The organism is Solibacillus cecembensis, assembly GCF_050272495.1.
In the GTDB taxonomy this organism is placed as follows: domain Bacteria; phylum Bacillota; class Bacilli; order Bacillales_A; family Planococcaceae; genus Solibacillus; species Solibacillus cecembensis.
Genome location: NZ_JBNNMF010000003.1, coordinates 37,614 through 51,079, shown reverse-complemented (window position 1 = coordinate 51,079; position 13,466 = coordinate 37,614). Strand labels below are relative to the sequence as shown.

At 35.4% G+C, this 13,466-nt stretch carries 10 protein-coding genes; 3 read left to right on the top strand and 7 right to left on the bottom strand.

Translation table 11 applies throughout. The features are described 5' to 3' along the window. Nucleotides 1-67 precede the first annotated feature (67 nt). Nucleotides 68-1,663, bottom strand: coding sequence for a long-chain-fatty-acid--CoA ligase (locus tag ACQKIH_RS03520; RefSeq protein ID WP_427763482.1), 1,596 nt, complete (start codon nt 1,661-1,663; stop codon nt 68-70). A 645-nt stretch (nt 1,664-2,308) separates the two neighbouring features. On the opposite strand from ACQKIH_RS03520, the gene ACQKIH_RS03515 reads away from it, so the two are divergent. The 3 genes from ACQKIH_RS03515 to ACQKIH_RS03505 are packed head-to-tail and all read left to right on the top strand — an operon-like array spanning nt 2,309 to nt 5,068. Next, nucleotides 2,309-2,920 (top strand): GntR family transcriptional regulator, encoded by a 612-nt coding sequence (locus ACQKIH_RS03515; protein ID WP_427763481.1) that lies wholly within the window; start codon nt 2,309-2,311, stop codon nt 2,918-2,920. Between the two features lie 53 nt (nt 2,921-2,973). Next, on the top strand, nt 2,974-4,284 hold the full coding sequence (gene brnQ / locus ACQKIH_RS03510) for a branched-chain amino acid transport system II carrier protein (protein ID WP_427763480.1): 1,311 nt from the start codon (nt 2,974-2,976) through the stop codon (nt 4,282-4,284). A 28-nt stretch (nt 4,285-4,312) separates the two neighbouring features. Then, a complete protein-coding gene (locus tag ACQKIH_RS03505; RefSeq protein ID WP_427763479.1) occupies nt 4,313-5,068 on the top strand; it encodes a gamma-glutamyl-gamma-aminobutyrate hydrolase family protein in 756 nt (251 codons plus the stop codon). Nucleotides 5,069-5,490: 422 nt separating this feature from the next. On the opposite strand, the gene ACQKIH_RS03500 is transcribed toward ACQKIH_RS03505, so the two are convergent. The 6 genes from ACQKIH_RS03500 to ACQKIH_RS03475 form a co-directional block, all read right to left on the bottom strand. Then, on the bottom strand, nt 5,491-7,068 hold the full coding sequence (locus tag ACQKIH_RS03500) for a methyl-accepting chemotaxis protein (protein ID WP_427763477.1): 1,578 nt from the start codon (nt 7,066-7,068) through the stop codon (nt 5,491-5,493). A 514-nt stretch (nt 7,069-7,582) separates the two neighbouring features. Then, a complete protein-coding gene (locus ACQKIH_RS03495; RefSeq protein WP_427763475.1) occupies nt 7,583-7,936 on the bottom strand; it encodes a hypothetical protein in 354 nt (117 codons plus the stop codon). A gap of 558 nt (nt 7,937-8,494) precedes the next feature. Further along, nucleotides 8,495-9,799 carry a hypothetical protein gene (locus ACQKIH_RS03490; RefSeq protein WP_427763473.1) on the bottom strand — a complete coding sequence of 435 codons (1,305 nt, stop codon included), beginning with the start codon at nt 9,797-9,799 and terminating at the stop codon, nt 8,495-8,497. Between the two features lie 2 nt (nt 9,800-9,801). Continuing rightward, on the bottom strand, nt 9,802-11,127 hold the full coding sequence (locus ACQKIH_RS03485) for an amidohydrolase (protein ID WP_427763472.1): 1,326 nt from the start codon (nt 11,125-11,127) through the stop codon (nt 9,802-9,804). Between the two features lie 30 nt (nt 11,128-11,157). Beyond that, complete coding sequence (locus ACQKIH_RS03480; RefSeq protein ID WP_057987595.1) at nt 11,158-11,526, bottom strand: DUF3899 domain-containing protein; 369 nt, start codon at nt 11,524-11,526, stop codon at nt 11,158-11,160. A 27-nt stretch (nt 11,527-11,553) separates the two neighbouring features. Further along, a complete protein-coding gene (locus tag ACQKIH_RS03475; protein ID WP_427763470.1) occupies nt 11,554-13,260 on the bottom strand; it encodes a S9 family peptidase in 1,707 nt (568 codons plus the stop codon). Nucleotides 13,261-13,466 lie beyond the last annotated feature (206 nt).

The window sequence follows — 13,466 nt, the reverse complement described above, 5'->3', positions numbered from 1 at the left end:
TGATTAAATTTCATATATACAAGTCCTTTTGATGTGTTTTTTTAAACTACCAGAGTGAGTTTTTTAGTTAATTTACTTTGCTAGGGCTATTCCAGTTCATTTCACGTAAACGGAATTTTTGCAATTTTCCTGTAGCTGTTTTTGGTAATGCCTCTACAAATTCAATTGATTTTGGCGCTTTGAAATGAGACATATTCGAACGACAGTAGTCAATTACTTCTTTTTCTGTAACTGTTCTTCCTTTATGAAGTACGATAATTGCCTTTGGAACTTCCCCCCAATTTTCATCAGGTATCGCAATAACTGCAACCTCTAAAATATCGGGATGTTTATATAATACACCCTCAATTTCTGTGGATGAAATATTTTCTCCCCCAGAAATAATCATATCTTTTATTCTATCTTGAATTTCGATGTAACCATCAGGATACGTTACAGCTAAGTCTCCTGTATAGAACCAACCGTCTTTAACCACTTCAGCAGTTCTCTCTGGATCTTTGTAATAACCATCCATGACTACATTTCCACGAGTGACAATTTCACCAAGTTCTTTCCCATTCCATGCAACTTCTTGTCCATCTTCTTGGTTAACTACTTTCGTTTCCCCATTAAAAGCAAGTTCAATTCCTTGTCTCGCTTTAATTGTAGCTTGTTCATCAAGTGACTTCTCATCGAATTCATTTTTCCATTCATTGTATAAAATGAATGGTGAAGTTTCAGTCAACCCATACACATGAATCATATTTAATCCTAAAATTACTTGTGCTTTTGCAATAAGTGCGGCTGCTGGAGGGGATCCTGCAGTTGCCATTCGCGGATTTGTAGTAATTTTCATTTCTTTAGCCAATGGTTCATTCACCAATAAATTAACAACTGTCGGTGCACCACATAATAAAGATATTTGATGTTCTGTAAATAAATTCAAAATAACTTGCGGTTCCACTTTTCTTAAACATACATGCGTTGCACCAGCCGCTGTAATTGCCCATACTCCACCCCAACCATTAGCATGGAACATTGGTAAAGTATGAAGATATACATCATCATACTTTACACTCAAATGATACAAGAAATTGGCCGCATTCATGTAGTTCCCTCGATGCGTTAGCATAACACCCTTAGGTTTAGATGTCGTACCACTCGTATAATTCAATGTCAGAAGTTGGTTTTCATCAATTTCCATTTTTGGTAGCGTAAAATCATCGGAATCTTGTTCGATAAATGTTTCAAAATCTACAGCATTCAATGAATTTGTTTCGCCTTCTACAGAAACAACGATAACTTGTTCAAAAGGTAAACGATTCTCAATTTCCTCAATAGGACTTGTAAATTCTTCATCCACTATCAGCATTTTGGAGTCACTATGCTTAATGATATACTCCAAATCGTCTGCACTTAGTCGGTAATTAAGAGGTACAAGTACAGCACCTATTTGGCAAATTCCATAAAAGCTTTCTAGCATATAATGAGTGTTTGGGAGCATGACTGCGACATGATCGCCTTTTTGAATACCAGCTTTTAATAGTGCCGCAGATAACTTGTCAGCTCGTTGTCCAAATTCTTTATATGTAAACTGTTTTTCTCCGTCAATAACCGCTACTTTTTGTGGGTAATACTTAATCGCTCTTCTTTTCCAATCCAATGGTGTTAATGCAGTAAACATTCTAACCAACTCCCCTTTAGTAGACTATTTTGTTATATCTATCTCTCTATTTGTTTAATCGAACCGAAAACATATTTTCCTTTAAGTGATTTGCCATCTTCAAGAACACTATTCCATTCATTCAATGTTTTTTCTTTAAAAGTTTTTATTTACTTCTCTTTTTAAAGCTTCTTTTTTCAAACCATTTAAGGTCCCTATTTTTCCACCTCTCAGCTCTATAAATTCTGATTATTCAGACACAAAGTCATTATAACGGAATTATTTTGTATTTTCAATGACCGATTTTCTAAATAATGGAATAAGGTATTGTGTTGAAATATCGTTCTTATTTCCAAACTAATCCTTTTTAGAAAATATGAAAATCAAATCCAATTTGCTTTAGGCTTTAAGAAACAGATCACATACTCTCCAAAATATTCACACATATGCTCCATCATTATTTTTTTGAGTTAATTTGGGGATTGCTTAAAACCTTGATAAATCAGACTTAATCGAACTGCATTTACTGGGTTTCAATCCCTTGCATCAGGTGCAAACAAATATCCACTAAAAAAACATTTACATTCCATAATATTCAGAGTAATATAAATTTTATCTTACATTCAACTTACATGTAAGTTGAATGTAACGTAGGGAGGGATTTTCTTGAAAGGAAAAACACTTCAAGAAACAGCGTATGATGAAATTAAAAACAAAATTATTAGGGGAGATTTTTTAGAAAGCGGTTTCACTTCCCAAAATCAGTTAGCGGCTGAGCTTGGAATAAGTAGAACACCAATAATGACTGCTTTACAAAGGTTAGAACATGAAGGGCTTGTAAAAATCATTCCAAAACATGGCATTCAAATTTTAGGACTGAATGTTCAGGAGTTAGAAGAAATATATGAACTGAGATTGGCGGTGGAGGTTTTTACCATTCCTAAAATAGTTAAATTGGTGACTTCCGAACAAATTGAGATACTTGAAGAAATCATTCAAGAACAGAAAAAGTGTATTGAAAACAATGATTTATTTCAATTTTTAAAATTGGACTCTGCCTTTCATCTTCAACTTATTGAAGTTTACGGAAACTCCTTATTCGTGCAAACACTTTCTAATATGGTAGAAAGATTATTCAGTAACATATATTTCTACAGAAGAAAAGATTATCAAATTTCTAGATATATAAAGGAACATGAACAAATAATGGAGGCAATTAAATCTAAAGACATTAACCAAGCGATTAAAGAGTTAGAAACACACATTATAAACGGATAAATTTCCAATAGTCAGATATTTTTTTAGAATGCGTTAACCTAGGAGGAAATAATATGAAGAATAAAACTTTAATCGACAGTATTATTATTGGATTTGCCACATTTTCAATATTCTTTGGAGCAGGAAATCTTATTTTCCCACCCTTTATCGGATTTACATCGGGAACAGAATGGGTACCCGCGTTACTTGGTATGACATTTACAGGTGTAATTTTACCAGTATTAGGGATCGTCGCTGTATCTAACAGCGGAGGAACATTTGCTGACTTAACTAAGCCGATAGCACCTTGGTTTTATAAAGTGTTTTGTACACTCATCATGATAGTAATTGGAACTTTCATCAATGTTCCGCGAACTGCTGGAACTAGTTATGAAATAGCTATTAAACCATTTTTCCCTAATTTCCCTATATACTTGTTCAGCATCATTTTCTTTGCTATTGTGTTTTTAGTTTCTGCTAACAAAGCAAAGGTTATTGATATAATTGGAAAGTTCTTCACTCCTTTTAAATTTGGATTGCTACTAGTTATCGTTGTTGTTGCCATTTTTTCTCCTATTGGGAATCCAATTTCAACAAATTTATCGCAACCATTTTTGAATGCCTTTGTTCAATCCTATCAAACAGCCGATGTATTGACTGGGCTGCTCATTGCAAATATTATCATCGCAGCGATCCGTGCCAAAGGATACGCTGGAAAAGAATTGAAGAAAGTTGCAATCTATGTTTCTGCCATTGCTGGTCTTGGTCTTTTCATAATTTACGGAGGATTGCTCTATCTTGGAGCATCCGGTAGCCAAGTAATTTCAAACAATAACATCGAAAGAACTAGTTTGTTAGTAGAATTGATGAATAAATTACTAGGGCAAGGCGGCCTGACACTACTTGCACTAAGTGTTTTACTTGCTTGCTTGGTTACAGCAATCGGATTAACAAGTGCGTGTAGTGACTTCTTGACAGACCTAACAAAGAATAAAATTCCTTATACTATTTGGGTTGCTATTAACGTAATAATAAGTGCAATTTTTGCAAATGTTAAAGTCGATACAATTATTTCAGCTGCTGCACCTATATTCCTTGCTTTGTATCCAATTTCGATTACACTTGTTATTTTAGGATTGTTTACTAAGTATATACCAAATAGAGGATCTTATATTGGAACAGCATGTTTTACATTCGCCTTTAGTTTAAATGATGCTTTTAATGCAATAGGTATTAAATCAGATGCCATTAACTCCTTTGTGGCAAAGATACCATTCAGCTCTCAAGGTTTCACATGGTTGATACCTGCGATCGTCGGTTTTATTGTAGGAACTATCATTTATAAACTAGTCGATAAAAAGCCTAGCAATACTATTGCAGCATAAATTACACGAATTGAAAGAAGGAATTTTTATGAAAAAACCTATTATTGGAATTTCTTGTAGCTTTAGTCCAAATGGACAGATAGGAGTTGTATCTCACCTTGGTGCACCAAGCCAGGAATGGCAACTTCTTGCAAACGACTACATTCAAGCAATTGAGAAAGCTGGAGGGATTCCAGTGATTTTGCCAGTCGTTGAAAATCCAGAAACAATCCTCCCGATTCTTGGGAAGCTAGATGGAATTATTTTTACTGGTGGAAATGATGTTAGCCCACTTTGTTATAATGAAATACCTTCAAGTGCTGTTGGAGAAGTTTCTGTGAAAAGGGATAATGTAGATTTGACACTAATCAAATCTGCATTAGAAAACTATCAAATTCCGATATTAGGGATTTGCAGAGGTTGTCAAATTCTGAACGTGGCACTTGGTGGCACTATACATCAAGATCTTGCTAAAGATGGTGTTACTAAGAATGAGCACTTCTTATTGTCATACCCTATCGAAAATATTTCTCAAATAGCAAATATTGAGACAAACAGTAGACTTGCAAAAATTTTCGGAAGTAAAAGTATAGGAATCAATAGTTTCCATCATCAAGCAGTTAAAGAGTTAGGGAAAAATTTAGTAGTAGCTGCAAAAGCTGAAGATGGTGTTATTGAGGCTATTGAAATTCCTGGTGAGAGATTTATAGTTGGTGTTCAATGGCACCCTGAGATGATGCAAAGAAACAAAGTAAATCACTCTGTCTTTTTTGAGAGTTTTATTAAGGAGTGCTCTTTTAATTAATTGTTAATGTATCATTGATTAATAAAATATCGTGCACCGGGTGCAAACGCAATTCTGTCAATTCACTTCATTTTATAAAAATGCATGAGCTTTTCTTGCACACAATAACCTCCGCTAAGCATGGTTATTGGATGAAAACTAATAGCAAAAGTAGAAGAATTCTTTCCATTTACTACAATCAACTAAATACACAGATTTTCAAAACAAGTCCGAATGCTATTATATAGAAACGTTCAAAACCGCTAATTCAATTTCGAATTAGCGGTCTTAAACATGCTTTAATTTATTTTTCGTTACACTTTAAAATCGCCTAAGATTTTTTGTAACGCTTCCGCAGATGCAGATAAATGTTTGACCGATTGTTGCACTTCTAAAATAGAAGATAATTGTTCCTCAGAAGAAGAAGCAACCGTGTTATAGTTTTATGCCACTTCATGTGAGATCGTCACATTATTATTAATCATTTTTTCGACTTCTTTAATGTGATTGGCAAGAGATTCAATCGAACTAAAGTTTTCTTCGATTTGATGCGCAACCGTTTTTGTAGAATTTACGATATTTTCAAACGTATCATTCACTTCAAGTGTACGTTCCATCCCAATACGGACATTTTCAATACCAATGTCCATTTTGTGATTCGTTTTCTCCGTGTCTTGTTGTATTTCCTGAATGATATCCGAGATTTGTCGAGCCGATTCTCCTGATTGCTCAGCAAGTTTTTTCACTTCATCTGCCACAACTTTGAATCCTTGCCCATGTTCACCTGCACGTGCAGCTTCGATGGAGGCATTCAATGAAAGCAAGTTTGTTTGGGTAGCAATATGTGTGATCATTTCGGAAATTTGACCGATTTCTTTTGACCGAGCTTCTAAATTTTTAATCATTGTCGAGGACTCATGTACAGATTGTCGAATGAAGTCCATTTGCTTGTTTAAACTATGAATTTTTTCGCTACCGTCCACTGCGTTTTGTGAAGCGGCAGAAGCACCACTAGAAGCGATCGATGAAATATCAGAAATGGATAAAACGTTATTACTGATGTCTTCCATGTACGATAAACTCTTCTGATAACTTTCCATTTGACTTTCGGATAAGGTAGCTGCTTCTTGAATGGTTTCTGTAATTTCTTTCGAGACAATGGACATGTCATCAAATTGCTCTCGTAGTAAAGTACTAGAATGACTTACTTCGTCTCCTTTATGCAGCACACCTGAAATGATCCCTTGTAGATTTTCTAACATTAAATTAAATCGAGTAGACATTTCTCCAAATTCATCACGAGTTGTAACTGGGATTCTTGTCGTTAAATCACCTTCACTAGAAGCTAACACATCTAGTTTTTCATTGATGGCATCAAATGGCTTAAGCATCTTTTTAATGAGGAAGAATAAAAGAATCGATGCAAATTCTTCATTCATCACTTTATTTAACACATCAACAAGCACATCTTCACCTAAATCAGCGATATTTTTTGTTAAAATGAGATCATTGTCTTGATGAGCAACAATCGCACCATCTCTTACGAATACAACGGCTTGACCTGTTTGACCAACTTTTACGCTTGAAATAATCTCAACTAAGTCATCCATGTAATTACCACCATTGATTACACCAATGACTTTTCCTTGTGCATCGCGTACAGGTGCAACTGTTAATGCAATCGGTTTACCATCTCTCGCTGAAGGATAAGGTCCTATCGTTGTAATTTCTCCGTTTAACCCTCGTTGCGTATGTTCAGCATCTTGGATAGGGACGGTTAACCCCCCTGGTAAATGAACGAAACCTTCCGCGTCGATAAAGGCAAATGCTGTTTCCGTATTCGGTAAAACCGACTCTAAGCGACTATTAAATTCCAATATTGCTTCGATGTTTTGTTCTTTCACAATATCAAGTTCAGCTGCGGACTGTTGAAGGTTTTGTTTTCCTTCTATCCAAAGATCAATATTGTTTGTAATGGCCTCAAGTTGCCCATTCGCTTGTATCGTAAAATTATCAACCATTAATTTTTAGTTAATTGATAGCCAAAAAATGACACAATACCTAACGAACCAACTAATAAAAGAGTAACCATAAGTACTAACTCCCGATACAATTTCAATTAATGTACCTACTTAATTATAATAAAACCACTTTTTTGATTGTAAGGATAAATACCTAAAATGTAAATATTTCACTACTATTTGTTAGTAATTAGTTAAACTTTTGTGAATTATTGTAGCAATGCAAATTGGGCATAAAGTGCTTTCAAGTTAAATTTTATTCGTGTACCTGGTACACCCACTAACACCATCTAAATTATATTGTAAAAAACACTCACAAAAATTATTATACCTTACCAAGATAAACTACCTCCTTAGTCCCTTGTTGCAATAAATATTGTCCCATAAAAAAAAGGAAAAGATCATCTAGAGACGATCCATTCCATCTTTGCTTAATTTAATTTTTACAAAAACTAATTATGTATTTTCCAGCGTACTACTCGATATTTCTAGTACATTGTTGGGAAAATGAATATTAACCTTCCGCCATTTGCCAACCATTTTCCTCATCCCAAATAGCATCCGTATCATCCAGATGCACATGCCAATCCCCATTAGAAATATTTCTCATAATATCCGTCAAACAGGATAACCAATAAAACAGCGCATGCAATGCATCTTCAAAATCATATGAAAGGGGTAGTTTTGTTGAACCAGTAAAGACCACTGTTGGTTCATCCTTATCATAGTCATAAACACAAAACGTCTCTCCAATATCCTTCATTTCAAAATCCGCATTGTATTTATCAATGATGGCCGTTATCACTTGCTCTTCACTGTTGGTAAGGTGATGATTTCTCGTACAAGTGTAATAAACAGAAACCCCCATGCTACATTTTTCCTTTATTATCGTTTTAATAACCAGCACTGAAGAACTCACTTTACATTGTTATCCCTATAAATCAATATGTAGTAAATATTCAATGCATTAAAATGCCCACCACTTATTCTATTCGAACCTCGATACGTCCAAAGTAGACTTTTAAACGTCCCTGAAATCCTTTGTTTATCAAGGATTCCGGGGTCATTGTGTATAATTTATGTAAAGGTTTAATTTCATATTTATGGGTACTTAATATTTAATTTTCCTCACATAATCTATAAGTGTGGTGATTAAAATGAATTTAACAAAAAAAAGTCGATATGATATGCTATTCTTCTGGGTTTTATTAGCAGAAATCATATCGATAGAGGCTTCATGTCAAGCGACTTGATGTATGAATAAAAATGCGGGAATTTGAGTATGTTTCATTTCCATTTATGACACAAATTATATGCTATCACTACATTCAATGAATTGGCTGAAAAATGTGATTTTCATGTATAAATCTTTTATGAAATTTAATTTTTTCAGTGCCCTCAATTGATCTCACTGACTTTTTTCTCATTAATAATTCAATTTGTATAATTTTCTCGGTCTTCCTCGGTGTCCCGATTGTTCTTCACCAATTACTTCCGCGAGTCCCATCTTTTCTAATTCAGATATGATTCTTCGTCCATTTCTCTCCGTACTCTTCAGCCATGTAGCGATGTCACTTGACGTGATTTGTGTTTTTTTATAGTGAGTAGCAAATACTTGAATTTTTGATACGACCGCCGGAGAAATTGAAGCATCTTTAAAATGTCTCTCCCACTCTTCCCCCCATTTTCTTTGCTGAAAATGAATGGCTACATCATCTTGCCGATATTCTGTTACTTCCCTATTTTCGTTCACAACAACTACTACTTCCGGATAATCCCGTGCATTTTTAAATGCATGACGAAGATTTTGTTCCGCATCTAACACGGTCAATCCATAACCAAGCGCTATTCGAACCACGAGTCCACTTTGCATTTTAATATTATCAATTAATGAATGAATTACTACTCGATTCATCGTTAGATCTAACTCGCCCCTAGTTGTATAAATAAACGACAAATCATCACCCATTTGTACAAATGAACCCTTTATGCTTTCGGAGAAATCGAGCAATACTCTCGCCATATCGAGCTTTTGGTGTTTTTCCCGGTAAGATAAATACTTACTTTCACCTGCGTTTTCAAAATTGATATTTTCAATTCCAAGTACAGCTAATTGCGACAATCTATATTTCCCTGACTTACCCCGCTCGGTCAAAAACTCAAGACTTTGCTTTATCGAAATGTCGTACGGCCTTACTCGGTAACACGGAATATCCAGTTCCTTTAATCCTGAATAAACCGCTCCTAAACAAGTAATGACAGCGTCTATCTTTCCAGAGTCATAAAGTTCCCTATGAAAAGCAATGAGCTTTTCATAGGGAATATATCCTTTATAAGAATAATAATAAAATTGCATATGTTGCAATTTATCCTGTAACTGCCCTGTCTCTATTTCTGATTCTTCAATTGTATCAACGGAAAAGCGGTAGATCATTTTTTGTTCAGAAATCAACGCCTCAAGTAAAGTTCCTAAAAAACTAGCCCCATGTAGTGCAGGATAACTCGCTTGACTAGCTGTAATGATACCTTCACCAAGTGCGTAATGATAAGGTGCCTGCCCTGAAAACAACCACTGATCAATCTCGTGATTGTTCTTTTCTAATATTGAACGTGACTCTTCAATCTGTTGATATGGAAACGGAATCATTTCAATATCTTCAAATTCACTTGACACTTTCATCATGTTTTCTAATGAGTCTGCTGGTCCAATTAACCCTAATCGTATTTTCAATGCTATTTCGCCCCCATATTTAAAGAAACAATCATCCTCGCATAAAGTTCAACGGCAATAGGCAATACTTTTTCATCGAAATCAAATGCAGGATGATGGTGCCCATTTGCAAGTGGAGTACCGAAGATAAAGTATGTTACTTTCCCGCCATTTTTTTGGACTTCCTTCATTAAATAGGTCACATCTTCAGATCCACCAAGTGCGCTTTCTGATAAAACGTTAGTGATGGTCTTACTGTCTTTACAAACTTCTTTTGTGTAGTCAATCCATTCTTCATCGCAAGTTATATCCGTTGCATGCCCAACAACATCCATATGAACTTGAACATCATATAACTTTCCACTTGCATTGATAATTCGCTTAGCCTCTTCAAACATATAGTCATTCAAAACATCCGTCTCACCACGTGTTTCCACTTCTAATCGGCCCAAATCAGCAACGATATTCCGTCCCGATCCCGCGTTTATCTTCCCAATATTGATTCTAGTTGCGCCACCTGAGTTTCGCGTAATCCCCTGAAGATGCATCGTTGCCGCCGCACATGCAAGGAGGGCATTTCGACCTTTTTCCGGGTCAATACCCGCATGAGCAGAACGCCCTTTATACGTAATGTCTATTTTTGTTGATGCCAAAAACTTTGTCGTCGTCGCTGCTACTGTTCCAATATTAAGAGGATTAATTCCAATATGTCCCGACAGAAATTCGGTTACATCGTCTAGCCAACCTCTCTTTGACATAGCAAACGCGCCACGACCACCTTCCTCAGCAGGTTGAAAAAAGAGCGTGTATTTCCCGGTCAATACATCTGAATGTTCTGCAATAAAGTGCGCAACTCCTAACCCGGTTGCTATATGCCCATCATGACCACAGGCATGCATCGTTCCCTGATTTACTGAACGAAAATCGTTTTTCCATGGAAAATGTTCGATATCCATGGATTCTTCTATCGGCAATGCATCGATATCAAACCTTAAAGCAATATGCTTTCCTCGTTTTCCAGAATCCCAAGTTGCTACAAGACCTGTATGTCCGCCAGCCATTTTCTCAATCCACTCTTCTAGAACACCAGCTTTCAATGCACTTTGCTCTGCCTGGCATAAAATTGCTTCATCAGGTACGCCAATTCGATCGACGGAAGAATAAGCATCTTCTCCAATGTGGAGTGTAAAATTTAACTTCTCCAGTACACGCATTATACGATACGTTGTTACATATTCAGTCCATCCTACTTCTGGGTAACTATGAAAACTTCGACGCCATTGTATGAGCTGAGGCGTAATTTCATTAATAAAGGAATCTACATTAATGTTTTTTAGTACCTTATCCATTCACTGCCCTCTTCTCTTCATCCACTGTCATCAAAGGTTAATTAATGCGTACATAGATATAATCATAGACGATATCGCAATCGAAAGAAGCGTTTGGAAAAAGATGATTTGATATTTCGCATCGATGAGGGGTGAACCTTCATTCTTCCCCATCATCTCATCAACTCGTTGCATCGCTCTCGATTTTGGATAAATCATTTGTCCAATAAGTTTAAATCCTTTAAAAAATAAATTAAATAACTCACTTTTTATAATATAAATAATAGCTAGAGCCATAAAAGAAATGAGTCCAACAAAAAACGACATATTCACCCATTCTATCTTGCTCCAATTATAGCCAAAATTACTGACGAACCACATCAAAATAAAGACTATAGATAAAAATATAACTCGAATCATGCAGGCCCACCTTTCATTATATAAATCTTAGCTATTTACCAATAAGTTTTTCTTGAAAAATTCAACAACCTTTGTATTCAAGGTAATATGATTTTCTAATTTATCTGTTTGGTGCCCTTCATCTTCAAATATAAAGAGTTCAACATCTTTTTTCATTTCTAGCATTTCTTTTGTTAGTTGTTCTGCTTCACTTACCGGAACTCTCGTATCGTTCCGACCATGAAATACCAATAGTGGAGCTTGAATTTTATCTAAATGATTCAATGGCGAAATTTCTTCAAAGAAATCATCATCTTTTCCTAGGTACCCGTATTCACATTCTCTTAATCTTCTACGCCAAGGTCCAGTGTTTTCCAAGAACGATTTAAAGTGAGAAATTCCAACAATATTAACGCCCGCTGCCCATAAGTCTGGATAATGCGTAAGTGCTGCCAACACCATAAATCCACCATAACTTCTCCCTATAATTCCAATATTATTGCTTTCAATTCCTTTATTTTGTATCAAATTATCTACTAAGCTCGCAAGATCAGCAACAGAATTCATACGATTTCTTCGATCATCTAACTGTAAATATTTACGACCATAACCCATACTCCCTCTTACGTTTGGCGCTACTACTGCAAATCCTTGGGAAACTAAATACTGAATGACAGGGTTAAAATCTTCTTTAATCTGGCTCTCAGGTCCACCATGTACATAAACAACTGTCGATTTAGTTTTTTTCTCTTTCGCATAATAAAAATATGGAACTTCTACCCCATCAAATGAATTAAATTTGCATAACTCCGGTCGAGTCCAAAGGTATTCAATTTCTTCTGATACACCGAGGTATGTAACACGAGTTGCTACTTTTTCATTTGTAGTATACATGAAGATATCACCTGGTATAACAGGACTTTTTATAGCAAATACAAAACGCCTGTCATCCAACCAAGAAATCGAATTGATGACACCCTTTGGTATATTTTCCAGGTTCGAAATCCTTTTTGTCACAAAATCATATGTTTTTAAAATTGACGAACCGCCTTCATTCACACTATAGATTAATGTTTCTTGATTCGGAGCAAGTGAAAGTTCTTCTATATCCCACATCGCTTCAGTCAGAATTCCCTCCAAATTTCCAGGCTCATCGATCGTAAAACTATAAATTGCCATTGTGTCATTTTCAAAATCCGATAAAACGTAAACTGTTTTTCCGTCTTTCGACAACACGACAGATTTATACCTTGCAGATATATTTTTAGGTCCTATTTTTTTCTTTTCACCTGTTTCGATATTAAGAAGATACAACGAATTGTCAATATTTGTTTCTTGTATACTAATTATAACTTGATTATTACTATTCGTCACCCAGCTGATTGGGGCGCAAATGCCGTCATATTCAAATACTACTTTTTCTTCTCTTGTTACCATATCCAATGTAAAAATATCAAAGCATCCGCTATTGCGTCGATTACTAGAATACATAATTTTCATTTCATCTGTAGACCAACCGCCAAAATTATGGAAATGATCAGGAGACACCACAAGGTCTTCGTAATCCCCATTCTCATCCAACAAGTAAAATTGTTGTTTTTCATTTCCTTCATAATCCATTCCAACGATTGAGTTTTTTCCGGATGGGGAATGAAAAACCGAGATGATCCTGTCTTCAAACTTTCCAAAAGGTGTAATATCTTCATTTTCTCCATTCCAAAGATACACCTGAGGAATGCCTGTCTTTTTACTCAAAAACGTAAACTTATTTTTCCCTGGAATTACAGCAGAACCGAATCCTGTGAATACATTTAAAAAATGAGATAATTGACTGTCCATTTTTACACCTCTTAATGAATTTTCTAGTTCTATTCGTAAGAAAATCCCTTTACCTTTGGCTTGTACAGGCATCCCTATACAACTCCAAAGTAAAGGGATTAACAAGACAGAATCTATTTATC